Source organism: Streptomyces sp. NPDC002853 (assembly GCF_053591915.1).
In genome coordinates, this window is record NZ_JBSFUS010000006.1 from 1 (window position 1) to 22183 (window position 22183).

Below are 22183 nucleotides of genomic sequence, written 5' to 3' on the forward strand. Positions count from 1 at the left end.
GTTACATTCCGAACCCGGAAGCTAAGCCTCACAGCGCCGATGGTACTGCAGGGGGGACCCTGTGGGAGAGTAGGACGCCGCCGAACTATTATTAATAGAGCTGGTCCCTGAACTTCGGTTCAGGGACCAGCTCTTTTTTGTTTTGTGTCACTTGCCGTTCACGTTCCGCCGCCAGCATCGGAGTCATGCAGACAGTTGGCATGTTGCGAGCCGCAGGTGTCGGTGCCGGTGACGAGGTCATCGTGCCGGCATACGGGAATGCCGAGATTGCCGAGGCCGTGGTCATGGCGGGCGCCGTGCCCGTGTTCGCGGACATAGATCGGGCGTCGTACTGCCTCGATGCTGACGCGGTGGCCGCCGCGGTGACTGCCCATACGGCCGCCGTCGCCGTCGTGCACCGCTTCGGGCACCCGGCTGACGTAAGGCGGCTTCGGGACGTCGGGATGCGGCACGGCATTCTCGTACTGGAGCAGGGCGAGTCGGACGCACCGTACGACGAGCGTGCGCGGCGGCGGGCTCACGCGGCCTACCTCAGCGGGCGGCTCGGCGGTGTGATCACCCCGGACGGTGTCGAGGGGCACAGCTATCAGCAGTACGTCGTGCGGGTGCCCGGCAACGGGCGGCCGGACCGGGACGCGTTCGCGCGTGCCGTGCGGGCCAAGGGAATTGACTGCCGGGTGCCCGTGAAGACGCCCGTTCACCGCACGCCCAAGTTCTGGCGGGACGTCTATCTGCCGGAGACCGAGCGTGCCGCGGACGACACTCTGGCGCTGCCGGTCGACGCGTCGATGTCTCGGCGTGAGCTGCAGCGTGTGGTGTCCGCCTGCAACGCGCTCGGCGGGCTTCTCCAGCCGGCATTCTGAGAGCCGCGTGCGCTAAGGCGCTTCCCTGGGGTGAGACTTGAAGAACTCCCACATCAGGTCCGTCGCGTTGATTCCCGCGGTGGGGTCCGACATGCTGCCGCCCGCGCCGCCCGGCCAGGGGTGGCCCATGTCGGGCAAGCGGTAGACGACCACGGTAGAGCCGTCGCGGCACTCGGCTGTTGTCCTCTTGATTTTCTTCTTGAGTTTCTCGGGTTGGCTCGTCTTGCAGGACAGGCGTTTCTGCCAGGCCGTGATGCCCTCGTCCATCCCTGCGTAGTGCTCGTCGAGGCCGCCGATGAAGGTGATGACGGAGACAGGGGTTTTCGGCATGTACGAGTCGTCCGCCGAGTCGGGGCCGAGATAGCCGCCGCTGACCGGGGCGATGGCCGCGAAGGTGTCGGGGAGTTCGACCGCCAGCTTGAAGGACATGTCACCGCCGTTGGAGATGCCGGTCGCGTAGACGCGGTCCGGGTCGGCGTTCCAGGTGCTGGTCAGCCTCTTCGTGATCGTACGGATGAAGCCCACGTCGTCCTCTGTGCCGCAGCAGATCAGCGCGTTGAAGGCTTGGTTGAGGCCGTCGGGATAGGCGACGAGGAATTTCTCCTTGTCCGCTTTGGCGCTGAGGCCGCTGATCGTGGCCGCGGCCGCGCCGTCGGCCGGATATGGGTGCATGGCGATGACCAGCGGGAGCTTTTCCGAGCGGGAGTAGCCGGGTGGGGCGTGCACCGTGTAGACACGCTTCTTGCCTTTCCAGGTGAGCGTGACCTTCTGATCGCCAGGGCGCGGGGTCTCCGCTGCCGGCGGCTTCTTGGTGGGCTTCTGGTCCGCGGTCTTGTCGTCGTCGGACCCACAGGCGGCGAGCGGCAGGAGCAGGGCGGCCAGCGCCACGGGTAAGGAGTTCCGCATGGATGTACCACGTCGGGTCGACATGGGCGCAGAGTGGCTGCGGCGGTGCGGGCGGTCCAGAGGAACGGTCGGTTCGAGGCACCTTCGATTTCAGGTATGATCTATTCCGTTGCCGAGCGGGAAACCGCGAAGCGCAACAGGCCCCTATAGCTCAGTCGGTAGAGCGTCTCCATGGTAAGGAGAAGGTCTGCGGTTCGATTCCGCATGGGGGCTCAGCGAGCAAGACGGGAAAGTCCCCGCCCAGTTGGGCGGGGGCTTTTTTGTGCCCGGGGGCCCAGGCCCCCGGCGCGAGATCGTCAGTCTTTGTGGATGTCCGGGACGCGCATCGCAAGAATCGCCATGTCGTCCGACGGGGCGTCCGACGCGAAGCGCTCGACCGCGCGCATGATGCGGGCCGCGACCGCGCCCGCGGTGAGGCCCGTGCACGTGGTGAGGACGTCCGCGAGGCCGTCGTCGCCGAGCATGCGGGTGCCTTCGCGGCGCTCGGTGACCCCGTCCGTCACGCAGAGCAGGACGTCGCCCGGGTCGAGCGTCATCGTCTGTTCGTAGAGCTCGAGGTCCTCCATGACGCCGAGGAGCGGTTGCGGCTCCGCGTACGGCTCGACCGTTCCGTCCTGGCGCAGGCGGAGCGGGAGCGGGTGGCCGGCGCAGACGATCTTCAGTACGGCGGAGCCGTCCTCCTGCGGCCACAACTCCCCGTAGAGGAGAGTGAGGAAGCGGCTGCGGGCGCCTTCGTCGAGAATCGCGGCGTTCAGGCGTTCCAGGACGGCGGGGCCGCCGAAGCCCTCGCGGGCGAGGAGGCGCAGGGCGTGGCGGGCCAGGCCGGTGACCGCGGCGGCCTCCGGGCCCGTGCCGCAGACGTCGCCGATCGCGAAGCCGTACGCGCCGTCGCGGATGGGGAAGAGGTCGTAGAAGTCGCCGCCGACTTCGTTCCCCTCGCCGGCCGCGCGGTAGATGACGTCGACTTCGACGCCCGGGATCTGCGGGAGCCCCGGCGGCAGCAGGCTGCGCTGGAGGGACTGGCTGATGGCCATGCGCTCCGAGTACAGGCGGGCGTTGTCCAGGGCGAGGGCCGCTCGGCGGGAGAGGTCTTCGGCCAGCTCCAGGATCTCTTGGCGGAAGTGCTCGTCGGACGGCTTGCCCAGCGTGAGCATGCCGATGACGCGGTTGCGGGCGACCAGAGGCAACACGACCGTCTCGCCGCCCACCGCCGACGCAGTGGAGAGCGTCGTGCCGATGCCCGAGCCCAGACTCAGGGGCTCGCCGAGGCCCAGGCTGCGCATGGAGGTGCGCAGGGCGGCCTGGTGGGCGGCCTCCGAGGGGGCGGCCCAGACGCGGGCTCCTGGGGTCGGCACGGGGTCGGGAGGGGCGATCTTGGAGAGGAGAGCCTTCAGGCCGTCGATGCGCTCCTCGTCCTCATGGAGGACGTACGAGAGGTAGGGCTCGGACGACTGGTCGGCGATCGTGTAGACGGCGCACCAGGTGGCGAGCGTCGGGACCGTCATCTGGGCCATGAGCGCCAGGGTCTGGTCGCGGTCCAGGGTGCCCGCGAGGAGGTCCGATGCCTCGACGAGGAAGGAGAGCGAGCCGCGGCGCAGGCGTTCCAGCTCGCCGAGGCGCGCGGACTCGACGGCGAGGGCGATGCGGTCGGCGGCGAACTGGAGGCGCAGGGCTTCTTCGTTGGAGTACCGGTCGGGGGCCTCGGCGGCGACGCCCAGGGAGCCCGTGAGGCGCCCTTCGACCTTCAAGGGGACCGTGACCACGGAGCGCATGCCCGTGCCGCTGAGGAGCGGAACGGCGCCGGGGACGACCGTGAGGTCCTCGTGGACGGCCGGCATGCGGGCGGAGCCGTAGCGACCGGGGCCGGCCTCCACGGGGACGCGGGCGAAGCGCTGGCGGGCGGAGGGCAGGCCCGTGGAGGCGCGGACCTCCAGTTCCGTCTCGTCGTCCGTGGCGAGGAGCAGGAAGGCGGCGTCGCCGTCGAGCATGTCGCGGGCGCGTTCGACCGTGCGCTGGAGCAGGCCGTCGAGGTCGTCCGGCGCCGGGGAGCCGATGAAGACCTCGAAGGGGTCGGCGGTGTGCGACTCGGTGAGCGCGCCGGGCTCGGGGGCGGGGCCGCGCAGCGGGGTCTGCAGGACGGCGCGCTCGTCGTCGCGGACGAGCAGGCAGACCGTGGAGGGTTCGCCGTCGGCATCGCGCACGCGCAGATGTGAGGCGTAGACGGGGGTCACGCGGCCGTCGGAGCCGCGGATGCCGTAACTGCCCTCCCAGCGGGAGAGTTGGAGCGCTTCCACGATGCCGGTGCTGGTGCCCGGAGTGTGCGGCCAGGCGGCGAAGTCGGTGAGCGGTTTGCCGGTGACCTGTTCGGCGGCGTACCCGAAGAGTTCTTCGGCGTCTTCGTTCCAGGCGGAGATCGCGCCCACGCGGTCGATCTGGACGACGGCCACGCGGACCCTGCCGTCGGTGAGGGGGAGCAGCTCGGCGGGGAGGGCGGGGCCGGCGGCTCGGGTGCCCACGGAGCGGTCGGGGAGGTCGAGTTGGAACCAGACCTGCTTCTGGGTGGGGGTGTAGTCGACGCCCCAGCGGGTGGCGAGCGCCGCGCACAGCTGGAGGCCGCGACCGCCCTCGCGGTCCGGGTTGCCCATGTTCACGGCGGCCTGCTGGAGCGGGATCTCGCGTTCCGGGTAGTGGTCGGAGACCTCGATGCGTACGGCGTCCTCGCTGCGCAGGCAGAGGACGTCGGCGGCGGTTCCGGCGTGCACCACGGCATTGGTGACGAGCTCGCTGGTGAGGACGACGGCGTCGTCGACGATGTCCGTGAACCCCCAGCCCTGGAGGGTGTCGCGGACAAAGGAGCGGGCCGTCGCGACGGAACGCCCGACGGGGTCGAAAGTCGCAGCCGCGCGCGCGGTGATCACAGAACTCCTCGTACGAGTATCGACGCCCAAGTCTCCCACCATGGTGCGGCCGCCCCTCCGATGCCCGCTTGTACGTGTGCCACCGCCCAGGCCGGGCAGGACCGGGGTGGTTGGACAGCCGGATGCCAGGTTACTTACCTTCGCCGTCCATGCTGATGCCGGTCGTCAGTGTTTCCGCCCGGAGGGTGTGCGGACGGTGTGCGAAGCTGCCGAACTGTTATGGCCTGGTTCAGCCATGGTGAAACACTGGGCAAGCTTCTTGGAGAGAGCCCAGGTAACCCGAGCAGTACGGTCGACCCTTGCGGGAGGGACACAGTGGAGTCTGGCGCAGCGACGCGGGGCACTAAAACGCGTGCGAAAGACGGACAGTCCCAGAGCAAACAGCGCAAACCGCGCCACGGGGCGACCACGTCGGTGGACACGGCGGCCCTGAACAGGCTGCTCGCGGCGCTCGCGGCCATGCGGGACGGAAACTTCCGCAAGCGGCTCACGGTGTCCGGTGACGACGTCATGTCCGAGATCGCCGCCGTCTTCAATGAGGTGGCCGACCGCAATCTGCACCTGACCGGTGAGATTTCCCGGGTCCGGCGGATGGTCGGACGTGAGGGCAAACTCACGGAGCGCCTGGAGACCGGCGCGAGCGAGGGCTCGTGGGCGGCGGCGATCGACGCGTCGAACGCGCTGGTCGATGACCTCGTGCGCCCCGTCTCCGAGGTCGGGCGGGTGCTCTCCGCGGTCGCCGAGGGCGACCTGGAGCAGCGGATGGAGCTGCGGGCGCAGGTCGACGAGGGGAGCGGTCACCCGCTGCGCGGGGAGTTCCTGAAGGTCGGGCGCACGGTCAACAACCTCGTCGACCAGCTCTCGACGTTCACCGACGAGGTCACGCGGGTGGCCAGCGAGGTGGGCACGGAGGGCAAGCTGGGCGGCCAGGCCCGGGTTCGCGGAATGTCCGGTTCGTGGAAAGATCTCACGGATTCGGTGAACACGATGGCGTACCGGCTGACCGCGCAGGTGCGTGACATTGCTCTCGTCACGACGGCGGTCGCCAAGGGTGACTTGTCGCGGAAGGTGACGGTTCACGTCGCCGGCGAGATGCTGGAGCTGAAGAACACCGTCAACACGATGGTGGACCAGCTCTCGTCGTTCTCCTCCGAGGTGACCCGCGTCGCGCGCGAGGTCGGCACGGAAGGCGAGCTCGGCGGCCAGGCACAGGTGCCGGGTGTGGCGGGTGTGTGGAAGGACCTCACCGATTCGGTGAATCTTATGGCCGGCAATCTCACCGCCCAGGTGCGTGGGATCGCCCAGGTCACGACGGCCGTGGCGAACGGCGATCTGTCCCAGAAGGTGACGGTCAGCGCACGCGGCGAGGTCGCGCAACTCGCCGAGACCATCAATCAGATGACCGAGACGCTGCGTACGTTCGCGGACGAGGTCACCCGCGTGGCGAACGAGGTCGGCGCGGAGGGGCAGCTGGGCGGTCAGGCGAATGTGCCGGGCGCCGCGGGGACGTGGAAGGACCTCACCGACTCGGTGAACACGGTCTTCAGGAACCTCACCACGCAGGTGCGGGACATCGCGACGGTGACGACGGCGGTCGCCAACGGCGATCTGTCGCAGAAGGTCACCGTCGATGTCGCGGGCGAGATGCTCGAACTGAAGAACACCGTCAACACGATGGTGGACCAGCTCTCCGCCTTTGGTGCCGAAGTGACGCGCGTGGCGCGGGAGATCGGTGTCGAGGGTGAGCTCGGCGGTCAGGCGCAGGTGCAGGGCGCGGCCGGCACGTGGAAGGACCTGACGGACTCGGTCAACACCGCCTTCCGCAACCTCACGGGGCAGGTCCGCAACATCGCGCAGGTCACGACGGCGGTCGCCAACGGCGATCTGTCGCAGAAGGTCACCGTCGACGTCTCCGGCGAGATGCTTCAGTTGAAGAACACCGTGAACACGATGGTGGATCAGCTGTCGTCCTTCGCCGATCAGGTCACGCGGATGGCGCGCGACGTGGGTACGGAGGGCCGCCTCGGCGGCCAGGCGCGCGTGGACGGCGTCAGCGGCACCTGGAAGGAACTCACCGACTCCGTCAACTTCATGGCGGGGAACCTGACGTCGCAGGTACGTCAGATCGCCCAGGTCACCACGGCGGTGGCCCGCGGTGACCTCTCCCAGAAGATCGACGTGGACGCGCGCGGCGAGATCCTGGAGCTGAAGAACACCATCAACACGATGGTCGACCAGCTCTCGGCCTTCGCCGACCAGGTGACCCGGGTGGCCCGCGAGGTGGGCACGGAGGGCCGCCTCGGCGGTCAGGCGCAGGTGCCCGGAGTGGCCGGAGTTTGGCGCGATCTGACCGACTCCGTGAACGGCATGGCCGGCAACCTCACCGCCCAGGTGCGCAACATCGCGCAGGTCGCCACCGCGGTGGCGCGAGGTGACCTGTCGCAGAAGATCGACGTGGACGCGCGCGGCGAGATCCTGGAGCTGAAGAACACCCTCAACACGATGGTGGACCAGCTCTCCGCCTTCGCCGAGCAGGTGACGCGGGTGGCCCGCGAGGTGGGCACCGACGGCATCCTGGGCGGCCAGGCCGAGGTGCAGGGTGTCTCCGGCACCTGGAAGGACCTCACGCAGTCCGTGAACGGCATGGCGAACAACCTGACCCTTCAGGTCCGCAACATCGCCGAGGTCACCACCGCCGTCGCCATGGGCGACCTCTCCAAGAAGATCACCGTCGACGCGAAGGGCGAGATCCTCGAGCTCGTCACCACCGTGAACACGATGGTGGATCAGCTCTCCAACTTCGCGGAGCAGGTCAACCGCGTGGCCCGCGAAGTGGGCACCGAGGGCAACCTGGGTGGTCAGGCGCGGGTTCCGGGCGTCACGGGCACCTGGAAGGACCTCAGCGACAACGTCAACCTGATGGCCAACAACCTGACCGGTCAGGTGCGCAACATCTCCCAGGTCGCGGCGGCGGTCGCCAACGGAGACCTGACCAAGAAGGTCACCGTCGAGGCGCGCGGCGAGGTCGCGCAGCTCGCCGACACCGTCAACACGATGGTGAAGACGCTGAGTTCGTTCGCGGACGAGGTGACCCGGGTGGCCCGTGAGGTGGGCACGGACGGCATCCTCGGCGGTCAGGCCCGGGTGCCCGGAGTGTCGGGCACGTGGAAGGACCTGACGGAGTCCGTGAACGGCATGGCCTCCAACCTCACCGGCCAGGTCCGCAACATCGCGATGGTCACCACCGCGATCGCCAAGGGCGACCTGACCAAGAAGATCGACATCGACGCCCGGGGCGAGATCCTGGAGCTGAAGACCACGATCAACACGATGGTCGACCAGCTGTCGTCCTTCGCCGAGCAGGTCACGCGCGTGGCCCGCGAGGTGGGCACGGAAGGGCAGTTGGGCGGTCAGGCGCGGGTTCGGGACGTCGACGGCACGTGGCGTGACCTCACCGAGTCCGTGAACGAGATGGCCGGAAACCTGACGCGCCAGGTACGCGCCATCGCAGAGGTCGCCACCGCGGTGACGCGCGGCGACCTGAACCTGAAGATCGACGTGGATGCCGCGGGCGAGATCCAGGTCCTTCAGGACAACATCAACTCGATGATCGCCAACCTCCGCGACACCACCCTCGCCAACAAGGAACAGGACTGGCTCAAGGGCAACCTCGCCCGCATCTCCGGCCTGATGCAGGGCCGCCGGGACCTCGCGGACGTGGCTTCGCTGATCATGAGCGAGCTGACGCCGGTGGTCTCCGCACAGCACGGCGCGTTCTTCCTGGCGCTGCCCACGGAGGACGCCCCGGAGCCCGGCGCCGAGCAGGGTGACGCGTACGAGCTGCGCATGATGGGCAGTTACGGCTACTCCATGGGCTCCATGCCGACGTCCTTCCGGCCCGGCGAGACGCTGATCGGCACGGCGGCGCAGGAGCGGCGCACGATCCTCGTGGAGAACGCGCCTTCCGGCTATCTGCGGATCGCGTCCGGACTCGGTGAGGCGCCGCCCGCGCAGGTGATCGTCCTTCCGGTGCTCTTCGAGGGGACCGTCCTCGGCGTGATCGAGCTGGCCGCTTTCCAGCCGTTCACGCAGATCCAGAAGGACTTCCTCAGCCAGATCGCCGAGATGATCGCGACGAGCGTCAACACCATCAGCGTCAACACGAAGACCGAGGTGCTGCTCAAGCAGTCGCAGGAGCTCACCGAGCAACTGCGCGAGCGCTCGGCGGAGTTGGAGAACCGGCAGAAGGCACTGCAGGACTCCAACGCCGAACTGGAGGAGAAGGCCGAGCTGCTGGCCCAGCAGAACCGCGACATCGAGGTCAAGAACACCGAGATCGAAGAGGCCAGGCAGGTCCTGGAGGAGCGTGCCGAACAGCTCGCGGTCTCCATGCGCTACAAGTCCGAGTTCCTGGCGAACATGTCGCACGAGCTGCGTACGCCGCTCAACTCCCTGCTGATCCTGGCCAAGTTGCTCGCCGACAACGCCGACGCCAACCTCACGCCCAAGCAGGTGGAGTTCGCCGAGACGATCCACGGCGCGGGTTCGGACCTGCTGCAGCTCATCAACGACATCCTCGACCTGTCGAAGGTCGAGGCGGGCAAGATGGACGTCTCCCCGACGCGCATCGCCCTGGTGCAACTCGTGGACTACGTAGAGGCCACTTTCCGGCCGCTGACCGCAGAGAAGGGGCTCGACTTCTCCGTACGGGTGTCTCCGGAGCTGCCGGCCACGCTGCACACGGACGAGCAGCGGCTCCTCCAGGTGCTTCGCAACCTCCTGTCCAACGCGGTGAAGTTCACCGACTCCGGAGCGGTCGAGCTGGTGATCAGGCACGCGAACGCCGACGTGCCCAACGCCATCCGCGAACAGCTCCTGGAGGCGGGTTCGCTGCGTGACGCGGACGCGGATCTGATCGCGTTCTCGGTGAGCGACACCGGCATCGGTATCGCGGGCAGCAAGATGCGGGTCATCTTCGAGGCGTTCAAGCAGGCCGACGGAACGACGAGCAGGAAGTACGGCGGCACGGGCCTCGGGCTGTCCATCAGCCGGGAGATCGCGCGTCTCCTGGGCGGTGAGATCCACGCGGCGAGCGAACCGGGCCGCGGATCGACGTTCACGCTCTATTTGCCGCTGCACCCGAGCGAACTGCCGCCGCAGGGTTACTCGCAACTGTCACCCCTGCCGGGCACGGTCGCGAGGCCCGCCCTGGAGGAGGGCGCGTCCACGGCCGAGCAGCCCGCGCAGAGCGAGGGAGTCACGCCGCCGCAGCTGGACGCGATGCCGGACTCCGGGACGCTCTTCAGGCGCCGGCGCCGTGCCGCGCACGCCTCTTCGGAGCAGCCGCCGGTGCTGCCGGGGCAGGGTGTCGCCGAGCCTCAGGAGCAGCGCTCGCAGGAGCAGTGGCCGACCCCGGGGCAGCAGGAGGCGGCCGAGGCGCGGCCGGGCCACAACTTCGGCGGCGAGAAGGTGCTCATCGTCGACGACGACATCCGCAACGTGTTCGCGCTCACCAGCGTCCTGGAGCAGCACGGGCTCTCGGTGCTGTACGCGGAGAACGGCCGTGAGGGCATCGAAGTCCTGGAACAGCACGACGACGTGACGGTCGTCCTGATGGACATCATGATGCCGGAGATGGACGGGTACGCGACGACGACGGCGATCCGCAGGATGCCGCAGTTCGCCGGGCTGCCGATCATCGCGCTCACCGCGAAGGCCATGAAGGGCGACCGGGAGAAGGCCATCGACTCCGGGGCGTCCGATTACGTTACGAAGCCGGTCGACCCGGATCATCTGCTCTCGGTGATGGAGCAGTGGATGCGCGGGGAGTGACCGAGAAGAGGCTTCATCACGCGGAGTTGCTGACAGAGTGTGGTTGAGGCCGTGTAGAGGCGCGGTATTCGGGGAACCTTCTGGTCTCCCACTGCGTTTCTGCTACGTGCACAGTGACATCGCGGTGACAGGGTGTGGCGACAGGCGGGGTGCGGCTACCATGACCGGCACAAGGACGGACGGCGTAAGGGAGTCGTCCCCTGGGGCGGCGCCCGGTGTACCGCCGGGGCGAGGAGGGCGGGCCATGGTGCAGAAGGCCAAGATCCTCCTGGTCGATGACCGGCCGGAGAATCTGCTGGCGCTGGAGGCCATCCTCTCTGCGCTCGATCAGACCCTGGTACGGGCATCGTCCGGGGAGGAAGCGCTCAAAGCACTACTCACGGACGACTTCGCGGTCATTCTGCTGGACGTCCAGATGCCAGGCATGGACGGTTTCGAAACCGCCGCGCACATCAAGCGGCGAGAACGGACCCGGGACATCCCGATCATCTTCCTCACCGCCATCAACCACGGCCCGCATCACACGTTCCGCGGGTACGCGGCCGGTGCGGTGGACTACATCTCCAAGCCGTTCGATCCGTGGGTGCTGCGCGCGAAGGTCTCGGTGTTCGTCGAGCTGTACATGAAGAACTGCCAACTGCGGGAGCAGGCAGCGCTGCTGCGGCTCCAGCTGGAAGGCGGCGGCAAGTCCGCGGCGGGTGACGCGAAGGAGCCCGCCGGGCTGCTCGCCGAGCTTTCCGCGCGCCTGGCAGCCGTCGAGGAACAGGCCGAGGCGCTCTCGAAGCAGTTGGACGACGACTCGGCGGACGCCGCCGCAGTTGCCACCGCTGCCCATCTCGAACGCAAACTCACCGGCCTCCGGCGGGCTCTTGACGCCCTGGAGCCGGGCACCGGAAGCGGTGCGCCTTCGGTGTCCTCGCAGAGTTGATCCGACGCGGCGACGGTGAACATCCGTCAGTTCACCGCCGCCGCAAGGGCGACACAAACGGGTGAAGCAGTAGGCACACGTGTCCGCAGTGGCCTGCACCGGTAACCTCAGACCCATGGCCTCACGTCCGTCCGCAGCCAAGAAGACGCCCGCGAAGAAGGCGGCCGCGCCCACAAAGGCTCCGGCGCGGAAGGCCGTCGCCAAGAAGCCGCCCGCCAAGAAGGCTCCGGCGAAGAAGGCGCCCGCCAAGAAAGTCGTGGCGAAGAAGCCCGTGCCCAAGCCGGCGCCCAGTCCCACGGGCGGCGTGTACCGCCTGGCGCGCGCCCTGTGGCTCGGTCTCGCGCACAGTGTGGGCGCGCTGTTCCGCGGCATAGGGCGCGGCGCGAAGGGACTGGATCCCGCGCACCGCAAGGACGGCCTCGCGCTGCTGCTGCTCGGCATCGCGCTGATCGTCGCCGCGGGCACGTGGTCGAATCTGCGCGGTCCCGTCGGGGAACTCGTCGAGATGCTGGTGACCGGCGCGTTCGGCCGCCTCGACCTGCTCCTTCCGATACTGCTCGCGGTCATCGGCGTACGCCTCATCCGGCACCCCGAGAAGCCCGAGGCGAACGGCCGCATCGTGATCGGCCTGTCCGCCCTCGTGATCGGCGTGCTCGGCCAGGTGCACATCGCCTGCGGTTCGCCCGCCCGCGCGGACGGCATGGCGGCCATAAGGGACGCGGGCGGACTCATCGGCTGGGCCATGTCGACCCCGCTGATCTTCACCATGGGCGAGGTCCTCGCCGTACCGCTGCTCGTCCTGCTCACCGTCTTCGGGCTGCTCGTGGTGACGGCGACGCCCGTCAACGCCATTCCGCAGCGACTGCGGCTGCTCGGCGTCAAGCTCGGCATCGTCCAGCCCGAACCCGAAGCGATGCCGGGTGACTACGCGGACGACGAGCGCTACGAGGAGCAGTGGCGCGAGGCGCTGCCCGCCCGCTCACGCAGGCGCGCGGAGGCCCCTGAGGCGTACGCCCCGGGCCAGGCGGAGGAAGAGGCGCTCACCCGGCGCCGCAGGCCCCGCAGGGCCGCACAGCCCTCTCTGGACCGCCCGATGGACGCCGTGGACGTGGCCGCCGCGGCGGCCGCCGCGCTGGACGGCGCCGTTCTGCACGGCATGCCGCCCTCGCCGCTGGTCGCCGACCTGACACAGGGCGTCTCCGGGGAGCGCAAGGAGAAGCCCGAGCCGCCCGAGACGCCCGCGGAGAGCTCCGCCCCGGTGCCGACCGCGCGCGCCACGGACAGCCCGCCGCCCGGCGTGCGAAGGAAGAAGCCCGGCGAGTCCGACGACTCCGGAGTGCCGGACCTGACCAAGTCCGCCCCGGAGAAGGCGCGGGACCTGCCACCGCGGGCCGAGCAACTGCAGTTGGCCGGCGACATCACGTACTCGCTGCCCGCGCTCGACCTGCTGGAGCGCGGCGGCCCCGGCAAGACCCGCAGCGCCGCGAACGACGCGGTCGTCGCCTCGCTCAGCAACGTCTTCAGCGAGTTCAAGGTTGACGCGGACGTCACCGGATTCACGCGCGGCCCGACCGTCACGCGGTACGAGATCGAGCTCGGCCCGGCCGTGAAGGTCGAGAAGATCACGGCTCTGGCCAAGAACATCGCGTACGCGGTCGCCAGCCCCGACGTCCGCATCATCAGTCCCATCCCCGGCAAGTCCGCGGTCGGCATCGAGATCCCCAACACCGACCGCGAGATGGTCAACGTGGGCGACGTGCTCCGTCTGGCGGACGCGGCCGAGGACGATCACCCCATGCTGGTGGCGCTCGGCAAGGACGTCGAGGGTGGCTACGTCATGGCCAACATGGCGAAGATGCCGCACATCCTGGTCGCCGGAGCCACCGGCTCCGGTAAGTCCTCGTGCATCAACTGTCTGATCACGTCGATCATGATGCGGGCGACCCCCGAGGACGTACGGATGGTCCTCGTCGACCCCAAGCGCGTCGAGCTCACCGCGTACGAGGGCATCCCGCACCTGATCACGCCCATCATCACCAACCCCAAGCGGGCCGCCGAAGCCCTCCAGTGGGTCGTGCGCGAGATGGATCTGCGCTACGACGACCTGGCGGCGTTCGGCTACCGGCACATCGACGACTTCAACCAGGCCGTCCGCGAGGGCAAGCTCAAGACGCCCGAGGGCAGTGAGCGTGAGCTCAGCCCCTACCCGTACCTCCTGGTGATCGTCGACGAGCTCGCCGACCTGATGATGGTCGCCCCGCGCGACGTCGAGGACTCGATCGTGCGCATCACGCAGCTCGCCCGTGCGGCGGGCATCCATCTGGTCCTCGCCACACAGCGGCCTTCCGTGGACGTCGTGACCGGTCTGATCAAGGCGAATGTGCCCTCGCGGCTCGCCTTCGCGACCTCGTCGCTCGCCGACAGCCGCGTCATCCTCGACCAGCCGGGTGCCGAGAAGCTGATCGGCAAGGGTGACGGGCTCTTCCTGCCGATGGGCGCGAACAAACCCACCCGTATGCAGGGCGCTTTCGTCACCGAGGACGAGATCCACGCGGTCGTCCAGCACTGCAAGGACCAGATGGCGCCCGTCTTCCGGGAGGACGTCACCGTCTCCACCAAGCAGAAGAAGGAGATCGACGAGGACATCGGCGACGATCTCGATTTGCTCTGCCAGGCCGCTGAGCTGGTCGTTTCCACCCAATTCGGCTCCACGTCGATGCTCCAGCGCAAGCTGCGCGTCGGTTTCGCGAAGGCCGGAAGGCTCATGGACCTCATGGAGTCGCGCGGCATCGTGGGTCCCAGCGAAGGCTCAAAGGCTCGTGACGTTCTTGTGAAACCCGATGAGCTGGATGGCGTGCTGGCCGTGATCCGCGGGGAGGCTCACCCATAAGGGAGCGGCAGGCAACCGTTTCTCTTCCGCATACGTCAAGTTGAGGGGAGGGAAGGCACCGTGCCCCACCATCAGGATGTCCCGCCATTCCGATGGCGTACAAAGTCCGTCGCCCAGTTGCCCCACCCTTCGGGAACCCCCCTAGACTGAACATCCGGCAGGTGGCTACACGCTCGAAAGGCGCCCCCGTGTCCATCGGCAACTCCCCTGAAGACGACCGCCCTTCAGACCACCGACCCACTGACGACCTGCCCGCGGACGACCGTCCGGCAGCCGAGAGTCCGGCTGACGACCGGCCCTCCATCGGGCGCACGCTGCAGCAGGCACGCATCGACGCGGGCCTGACCGTCGACGAGATCAGTACGTCCACTCGGGTGCGCATCCCGATCGTGCACGCGATCGAACAGGACGACTTCTCCCGATGTGGCGGAGATGTGTACGCCCGCGGCCACATCCGTACCCTCGCGCGTGCCGTGGGGCTCGATCCCGCCCTCCTGCTGGCCCAGTACGACGAGGCGCACGGCGGTCGTCCGCCCGCGCCCACCCCCGCGGCGCCGCTCTTCGAGGCCGAGCGGATCAGGTCCGACCGGAGCCGTCCGAACTGGACCGCGGCCATGGTCGCCGCGATCGTCGCGGTCGTTGGCTTCGTCGGCTTCACCGCGTTCAGCGGCGGCGGCGAGGAGGACGGATCGAAGTCGCAGGTTGCCGAGGGTGCCACGCCGGCCACCAGCAAGCCCGCCAGCAAGCCCGCGCCGAACAAGCCCGCCGACCCCAAGCCGGACCCGTCGGACAGCGCGATCGCCGGCGCCCCCCAGGACAAGGTCACCGTCAAGGTCAACGCCGCGGACGGCCGAAGCTGGATCTCGGCCAAGGACCACAACGGCCGGACGCTCTTCGACGGCGTCCTGGAGCAGGGCAAGTCGAAGACCTTCCAGGACAAGCAGAAGATCGACCTGGTCCTCGGCGACGCGGGCGCGATCCATCTGTTCGTGAACGGCAAGACGGTCGACAACGAATTCGAGCCCGGCCAGGTCGAGCGGCTCACGTACACCAAGGGCGACCCCCAGGTCGGCTGAGGCCTGTGACGGCGGCCCGGACCCTCGCGGCGGGGGCCCGGGCAGGGACGAAGTAGTCTTGAGAACATGCCCGAACGCCGTACCGTCGCCCTTGTCACTCTTGGCTGCGCCCGTAACGAGGTGGACTCGGAGGAGCTCGCAGGCCGCTTGGAGGCGGACGGCTGGCAGCTCGTCGAGGCCGCCGAAGACGCGGATGTCGCCGTGGTCAACACCTGTGGATTCGTCGAAGCCGCCAAGAAGGACTCCGTCGACGCCCTGCTGGAAGCCAATGATCTCAAGGGCCATGGCAAGACCCAGGCCGTCGTCGCGGTCGGCTGCATGGCCGAGCGGTACGGCAAGGAGCTTGCCGACGCCCTTCCCGAAGCCGATGGTGTCCTCGGTTTCGACGACTACTCCGACATCTCCACCCGCCTGAACACCATCCTGAGCGGTGGCAGTGTCGAGGCCCACACCCCGCGCGACCGGCGCAAGCTCCTTCCGATCAGCCCCGCGGAGCGGCAGGAGGCGGGCTCGGACGTCGCGCTGCCCGGCCACGCGCCCATGGACCTGCCCGAAGGCCTCGCGCCCGCCTCGGGGCCGCGTGCCCCGCTGCGGCGTCGCCTGGGCACCAACCCCGTCGCCTCGGTGAAGCTGGCCTCCGGCTGTGACCGGCGCTGCTCGTTCTGCGCCATCCCCTCCTTCCGCGGGTCCTTCATCTCGCGGCGCCCCTCGGACGTGCTCGGCGAGACGCGCTGGCTGGCCGAGCAGGGCGTCAAGGAGGTCATGCTCGTCTCCGAGAACAACACCTCGTACGGCAAGGACCTCGGTGACATTCGTCTCCTGGAGACGCTGCTGCCCGAGCTGGCCGCCGTCGACGGGATCGAGCGGGTGCGCGTCAGCTACCTCCAGCCCGCCGAGATGCGCCCCGGGCTCATCGACGTCCTGACGTCCACGGAGAAGGTCGCCCCCTACTTCGACCTGTCCTTCCAGCACTCCGCCCCCGGTGTGCTGCGGGCGATGCGGCGCTTCGGGGACACCGACCGCTTCCTGGAGCTCTTGGACACCATCCGTACGAAGGCGCCGCAGGCCGGCGTGCGGTCCAACTTCATCGTGGGCTTCCCCGGCGAGACCGAGGCCGACGTGGACGAGCTCGAGCGGTTCCTCACGGGTGCGCGGCTGGACGCCATCGGCGTCTTCGGGTACTCCGACGAGGAGGGCACCGAAGCGGCGACGTACGAGCACAAGCTGGACCAGGACGTCGTCGACGAGCGGCTCGCGCGTATCTCGCGGCTCGCCGAGGAACTGACCTCACAGCGCGCCGACGACCGTCTCGGTGAGACCGTCGAGGTGCTCGTGGAGTCCGTGGACGAGGAGGACGGCGCGATCGGCCGGGCGGCTCACCAGGCGCCCGAGACGGACGGCCAGATCCGCTTCACGGGCGCCACGGGTGGGGAAGATCTGCAGGTCGGCCGTATGGTCGTGGCAAAGGTGGTCGGCACGGAAGGCGTGGACCTGGTGGCTGAGTACAGCGAAATCCTGGGCGACCCGCCCCGGATCCCGGCCGAGGAGGCACGCAGATGACCGGAGTCCCGGCATCCGCGGCGGGCGGCTCCGGCGCGCAGGGCGCCAAGCCGGTGCGCGGCGGAAAGTTGGGCGCTGCGGCCGTCAATCAGGCCAGCGTGTGGAACGTCGCCAACTTGTTGACGGTGATCCGGCTGCTGCTCGTGCCCGGCTTCGTGATGCTCCTGCTCGCCGACGGCGGGTACGACCCGGCCTGGCGTGCATGGGCCTGGGCGGCGTTCGCCGTCGCCATGATCACGGACCTGTTCGACGGGCACCTCGCACGTACGTACAACCTGGTCACGGACTTCGGGAAGATCGCCGACCCCATCGCCGACAAGGCGATCATGGGTGCCGCGCTGATCTGCCTCTCGTACCTCGGCGATCTGCCGTGGTGGGTGACGGGCGTCATTCTCGGACGTGAGCTCGCGATCACACTGCTGCGCTTCTGGGTGATCCGCTTCGGCGTCATTCCGGCCAGCCGCGGCGGCAAGATGAAGACGCTCTGGCAGGGCGTGGCCGCCGGGATGTACGTCCTGGCGCTGACCGGGCCGCTCGCCACGCTGAGGTTCTGGGTGATGACGGTCGCCGTCGTCCTGACCGTCCTGACCGGGCTCGACTACGTGCGCCAGGCGATCCTGCTGCGGCGCTCGGGCCTCGCCGAGGCGCAGGCGGCGTCGCTGGCCTCCGCCGCGGCCGCGGAGGCGGCAGCGGCAGCCGCCGAGGCATCGGCCTCCGCTTCCGGCGAAGGGACCCGGGAGTCGGCTCCGTGACGTCCCTCGGTCTGGCCGCGCAGGTGCTGCGGCTTCTTCAGGAGCGTGGCGAGACGCTGGCCGTCGCCGAATCGCTCACCGGGGGCCTGGTGGCCGCCGAGATGACGGCGGTACCGGGAGCCTCGCGAGTCCTCCGGGGGTCCGTGACGGCGTACGCGACCGACCTGAAGCACGAGGTGCTCGGGGTCGACGGCACTCTGCTGGCCGAGCGGGGTGCCGTGGACGCCGAGGTGGCGCTGCAGATGGCGGCGGGTGTGCGCAAGGTCATGGGCGCGGACTGGGGGATCGCCACCACGGGCGTCGCGGGGCCGGAGCCGCAGGACGGTCAGGCGGTCGGGACGGTCTTCGTGGCGGTCGCCGGGCCGAAACCCCCGGACGCGGCGCCTGGGGCCGCCGTCGGCGGCGCGGATTCCGTTCTTCGCTCTGAGGGGAAAGTCGCCGCTCTGCGGTTGAACGGTGAGCGTTCGGACATCCGTATGGAGAGTGTACGGAGCGTGCTCACGCTGCTGGTCGAGCGGCTGTCCGGCGAACGTGCCGGGAACGGGCGGGCACAGGATACGGAACAGAACGGGGGGACTTGATGTTTGCAGCCCTGAGTGAACACGACATCGCTCCCCGCACGGCCGCCGCGCGAGGCGGTACGGTGGGGCGTGAAGGATGCGGCTACGCGGTCCGAGGAGGGAGCCACCGATGATTCTGCTCCGTCGCCTGCTGGGTGACGTGCTGCGTCGGCAGCGCCAGCGCCAGGGCCGTACTCTGCGCGAAGTCTCCTCGTCCGCCCGAGTCTCGCTCGGCTATCTTTCCGAGGTGGAGCGGGGGCAGAAGGAGGCATCCTCCGAGCTGCTTTCCGCGATCTGCGACGCGCTTGACGTACGGATGTCCGAGCTCATGCGCGAGGTGAGCGACGAGCTCTCCCTCGCCGAACTGGCTGCGTCGGCAGCGGCTACGGAACCGGTGCGCGCACCGGTTCGCCCGATGCTCAATTCCGTCTCGGTGAGCGGTGTGCCGCCGGAACGGGTGACGATCAAGGCGCCTGCGGAGGCGGTGGATGTCGTCGCCGCGTGATGACGCGTTGACTGCGACTGCGCCCGCTGTTTGAGCGCTCATTTTGTGTACGAAGCCCTGGCCGGGTTACCGGTTGGGGCTTTTGTGCGTTTGGGGCTGGGGCTGGGGCTGGGGCTGGGGCTGGGGCTGGGCCGGGGCTCGGTTGGGATGGGGTGGGAGTTCGGGGTGACGGTGCGTGCACCCTGTGCGATGTCCATATTGGTGCATTTGTGCCATGGTTGGTGGGGGTTTTCGCTTACGCGTTCCCATGATCTTTGGAGGCTGGATGTACGTCGTGAAGAGCCCTCTGTCCGAGGCGGACCTGAAGACGGTTTCGGAGGCCCTGCAAGGGGCGCTCGTGGACCTCGTCGATCTCTCCCTGGTGGCCAAGCAGATCCACTGGAACGTGGTGGGCACGCGCTTCCGCTCCGTCCATCTACAGCTCGACGAGGTCGTGGACACGGCGCGGACGCACTCCGACACGGTGGCGGAGCGGGCTTCCACGCTCGGTGTCTCGCCCGACGGTCGCGCGTCGACCGTGGCGCGGAGCAGCGGCATCGGTGACGTGGCCGCCGGCTGGGTCAAGGACGCGGACGCGGTGGGAACGCTGGTGGACGCGCTCGGTGCGGTGATCACGCGGATGCGGGAGCGCGTGGAGTCGACCGGCGAGGCGGACCCGGTGAGTCAGGACATCTTCATCGGGATCACGGCCGACCTGGAGAAGCATCACTGGATGTTCCAGGCGGAGAACGGTTGATCGCGTGTGTAGAGCGACGGGATGAGGCGATGTGCCGGGCTGCGGGCGGGGCGGCTGGGCGGAGGGAGCGCGGGGTGGAGAGGCGCTGCGCGGAGGGATGCGGGGGATGGCTTTGCGGCTGATTGCTGAGACCGGCATCCGGTAGGGCTGGGCGGTGGCTCGCTCGTGCCCCGTGTGCCCTGTGGCTCGTGCCCCGTGTGCCCTGTGGTGCGCCCTCCCGTCGGGTGGGGTGGGCGTCTAGCGTCGGGCGCCAGGTTCGGGTGCCGGGTGCCGGACAGCGGGTCTTGAGTGGCGGACGTCGGGTGCTGGGTGCCGGACGTCGGGTCTTGGGTGGGGCGTCGGGTGTTGGGTGGCGGGCCGGGATCGGCGCGCCGGGCCTCGTGTGGAGGTGGTGGCCTTGGCATGGAGAGTCGTGCGGTGGGCGCCGGCTCTTGTGCTCGGTGCGCTCTGGTGGTGGGGCGTGCTGCGGCTGGCCCTCGTCCCTGAGGCGGGCGTCCTGGAGGGGGCCGTCGCCGCCGGTGGGTGGGGGCTGAGTCTGCTGCCGGTGCACTGTGTGCCGCAGTCCCGGGCTGTGGGGGCCTCGCGGGCCGCTGCTCGGGAGGCCGCCAGGGCTGCTCGGGCCGCCTCGCAAGCCTCCCCGGCCAGGGAGCCCGGCAGGGGGGCGGGTGGTGGTGTGGCGGGGTGGTTCGGGAAGCGTACGGCCGGGGGCGTCGCCCGGACCGCCGGTGACGCCGTCACCAAGGCATGGCGACGCCACCATTCGGGCGGAGGATCTGGCCCGTAGTGAAGGTGGACGCGTCGGACGCCAGGTGCAGGACGGCATGTGCGATGTCCTCCGGCTCGCCTACGCGGCCCAAGGGGGACATGCGGATCATGAGCCCCTCGGTGTGCGCCTGGGCGTCGGCGTCGTGGCGGTCGGTCATGGGGGTGCGGATCCAGCCGGGGGCCACCGCGTTGACACGGATGCCGTGCTTGCCCACCTCGGTGGCGAGGGTCTTCGTGAGCTGGACGACGGCGGCTTTCGCCGCGCCGTAGCAGAGGAGGCCCGGGCCGCCGGTGTCGACGGCACCCGAGGCCATGGTGATGATGCTGCCGGGGTTGTGGGGGCTGCCGGGGCTGTTGGAGCTGTGGGGACGGTCGGGGCTGCCGGGGTTGTGGGGGTGGTCGGGGCTGTCCGTCGTATTCGCCATACGTGCCGTGTTCGCGGCGATCATCGTGCGGGCCGCGGCCTGGCAGGCGTACAGAACGCCCTTGAAGTTGATGTTCAGGACTCGGTCGAGGTCCTCGTCCCGGGTCTCCAGGACCGGGCTGCTGTGCATGATCCCGGCGATGGCGGCCATCACGTCCAGGCGTCCGGTGGACGAGGCGGCGGCCGCGACGGCCTGGTCGACCTGGGCCCTGTCCGAGACGTCCAGGGAGTGGATGTGCGCGGTGCCGCCCGCGGCCTTGATGAGCGTGGCCGTCTCGTGAAGCCCCTGGGTGTCGCGGTCGGCGCAGTGGACGAGGGCGCCTGCTTCCGCGAGGAGTACGGCCGAGGCGCGGCCGATGCCGCTTGCCGCGCCGGTGACGAATGCGGTGCGCCCGCTGAGGTCGTACGCCGTGAGGGGCATGACGGGACGGTACGGCGGAATCTGACGGGGCGTCAACTGGTGGGTGGGGTTGGGTTGGTGGGGGCTGGTGGTGGCAGCGAGGGGCGAGGGGCGAGGGGCGAGGGGTGAGGGGCGGTGGGGGTGGTTGGGCGAAGGTTAGGGCGTTGGGCCTTGTTGGCAGGACGGGCACCAGTACGTGGGGCGGCTGCGGGAGCCGTCGCCCTGCTCTCCCTGGCGGATGGGGGTGCCGCAGCGCAGGCAGGGGCGGGGGGCGCGGCCGTAGACGTAAAGGCGCTGGCCCGCGCGGTCATGGCCCGTGGTGGTGCGCGACGGGCGGTTGCGGTTGGCTTCCAGGAGCTTTTTGGCGAGGGCGGGGACGCGGGAGATCGTCTCGGCGGGGAGCTCACCTACCGGGAGCCAGGGCGTGACGCCAAGGAGGAAACCCATCTCGCTCTTGTAGACGTTGCCGATGCCCGCGAGATTGCGCTGGTCGAGCAGGGCTTCGCCGAGGGCGCGCTCGGGCGTCGCGAGGAGGTTGGCGAGGGCCTTCTCGGGGTCCCAGTCGGGGCCCAGGAGGTCGGGACCGAGGTGGCCCACGGCTTTGTCCTCTTCGGCGGTGCGGAGGAGTTCGAGCACGGGGAGGCGGTATCCGACGGCCGTGCGCTCGGCGTTGCCCAGGATCGCCCTGATCTGGTGGCCGGGGCCGCCTCTCCAGCGCTCACCGGGGGCGTACACCTTCCAGGAGCCGTCCATGCGGAGGTGGGAGTGCAGGGTGAGCCCGCCCTCGAAGCGGGTGAGGAGGTGCTTGCCGCGCGGGGTGACGTCCAGGACGGTGCGCCCGGTCAGGTCGACGGTCGCGAGCTTCGGGACGCGGAGGTCGGAGCGCGTGACGGTGTGCCCGGCGAGGGCGGTATGCAGTCGCCGGGCTGCCTGGTAAACGGTGTCGCCTTCGGGCATGAGGTCCAGGGTTGCATGTCGGGGGTGAGGCGGGGCTGTGGTGAGGGCCGGGCGGGGGGTGGCTGTTGATGCGGTGGGTCTCGCCCGCAGTACATGGCTGTGTTGCTGCGG

14 protein-coding genes, 1 tRNA gene and 1 rRNA gene are annotated in these 22183 nt (G+C 69.3%); 12 read left to right on the forward strand and 4 right to left on the reverse strand.

Features of this window, described 5'->3' with window-relative positions; all coding sequences use genetic code 11:
* Positions 1-86, forward strand: a 5S ribosomal RNA gene (rrf, locus tag ACWD02_RS17275); the annotation flags it as partial.
* Between the two features lie 114 nt (positions 87-200).
* Entirely contained in the window at positions 201-863 is a 663-nt protein-coding gene (locus tag ACWD02_RS17280) for a DegT/DnrJ/EryC1/StrS family aminotransferase (RefSeq protein WP_451210851.1), read from the forward strand.
* 12 nt (positions 864-875) lie between these two features.
* Here ACWD02_RS17280 and ACWD02_RS17285 read toward each other — a convergent pair whose 3' ends face one another.
* Positions 876-1793 (reverse strand): alpha/beta hydrolase family esterase, encoded by a 918-nt coding sequence (locus tag ACWD02_RS17285; RefSeq protein ID WP_451210854.1) that lies wholly within the window; start codon positions 1791-1793, stop codon positions 876-878.
* A gap of 116 nt (positions 1794-1909) precedes the next feature.
* On the opposite strand from ACWD02_RS17285, the gene ACWD02_RS17290 reads away from it, so the two are divergent.
* Positions 1910-1982: transfer RNA gene (locus tag ACWD02_RS17290), tRNA-Thr, on the forward strand.
* Between the two features lie 83 nt (positions 1983-2065).
* Here ACWD02_RS17290 and ACWD02_RS17295 read toward each other — a convergent pair.
* Complete coding sequence (locus tag ACWD02_RS17295) at positions 2066-4729, reverse strand: SpoIIE family protein phosphatase (RefSeq protein ID WP_451210857.1); 2664 nt, start codon at positions 4727-4729, stop codon at positions 2066-2068.
* A 273-nt stretch (positions 4730-5002) separates the two neighbouring features.
* Here ACWD02_RS17295 and ACWD02_RS17300 point away from each other — a divergent pair, with 273 nt between their 5' ends.
* The 9 genes from ACWD02_RS17300 (at position 5003) to ACWD02_RS17340 (ending at position 19526) form a co-directional block, all read left to right on the forward strand.
* Complete coding sequence (locus ACWD02_RS17300; RefSeq protein WP_451210860.1) at positions 5003-10519, forward strand: HAMP domain-containing protein; 5517 nt, start codon at positions 5003-5005, stop codon at positions 10517-10519.
* A 244-nt stretch (positions 10520-10763) separates the two neighbouring features.
* Positions 10764-11447 carry a response regulator gene (locus tag ACWD02_RS17305; RefSeq protein ID WP_160507566.1) on the forward strand — a complete coding sequence of 228 codons (684 nt, stop codon included), beginning with the start codon at positions 10764-10766 and terminating at the stop codon, positions 11445-11447.
* Positions 11448-11562: 115 nt separating this feature from the next.
* Positions 11563-14337 (forward strand): DNA translocase FtsK, encoded by a 2775-nt coding sequence (locus ACWD02_RS17310; RefSeq protein ID WP_451210863.1) that lies wholly within the window; start codon positions 11563-11565, stop codon positions 14335-14337.
* Positions 14338-14525: 188 nt separating this feature from the next.
* Positions 14526-15413 carry a helix-turn-helix domain-containing protein gene (locus tag ACWD02_RS17315; protein WP_451210866.1) on the forward strand — a complete coding sequence of 296 codons (888 nt, stop codon included), beginning with the start codon at positions 14526-14528 and terminating at the stop codon, positions 15411-15413.
* Positions 15414-15479: 66 nt separating this feature from the next.
* Positions 15480-16973 carry a 30S ribosomal protein S12 methylthiotransferase RimO gene (rimO, locus tag ACWD02_RS17320; protein WP_451210869.1) on the forward strand — a complete coding sequence of 498 codons (1494 nt, stop codon included), beginning with the start codon at positions 15480-15482 and terminating at the stop codon, positions 16971-16973.
* Entirely contained in the window at positions 16970-17725 is a 756-nt protein-coding gene (pgsA, locus tag ACWD02_RS17325) for a CDP-diacylglycerol--glycerol-3-phosphate 3-phosphatidyltransferase (protein WP_451210872.1), read from the forward strand. Before rimO ends, pgsA begins: the two co-directional genes overlap by 4 nt.
* A complete protein-coding gene (locus ACWD02_RS17330; RefSeq protein WP_451210875.1) occupies positions 17722-18306 on the forward strand; it encodes a CinA family protein in 585 nt (194 codons plus the stop codon). The genes pgsA and ACWD02_RS17330 overlap by 4 nt, the downstream gene beginning before the upstream one ends.
* 109 nt (positions 18307-18415) lie before the next feature.
* Positions 18416-18790 (forward strand): helix-turn-helix domain-containing protein, encoded by a 375-nt coding sequence (locus ACWD02_RS17335; RefSeq protein ID WP_160507571.1) that lies wholly within the window; start codon positions 18416-18418, stop codon positions 18788-18790.
* Positions 18791-19055: 265 nt separating this feature from the next.
* Entirely contained in the window at positions 19056-19526 is a 471-nt protein-coding gene (locus ACWD02_RS17340) for a Dps family protein (protein ID WP_451210879.1), read from the forward strand.
* 734 nt (positions 19527-20260) lie between these two features.
* On the opposite strand, the gene ACWD02_RS17345 is transcribed toward ACWD02_RS17340, so the two are convergent.
* On the reverse strand, positions 20261-21136 hold the full coding sequence (locus tag ACWD02_RS17345) for an SDR family NAD(P)-dependent oxidoreductase (RefSeq protein ID WP_451210882.1): 876 nt from the start codon (positions 21134-21136) through the stop codon (positions 20261-20263).
* A 135-nt stretch (positions 21137-21271) separates the two neighbouring features.
* Positions 21272-22072 carry an Fpg/Nei family DNA glycosylase gene (locus tag ACWD02_RS17350; protein ID WP_451210885.1) on the reverse strand — a complete coding sequence of 267 codons (801 nt, stop codon included), beginning with the start codon at positions 22070-22072 and terminating at the stop codon, positions 21272-21274.
* Positions 22073-22183 lie beyond the last annotated feature (111 nt).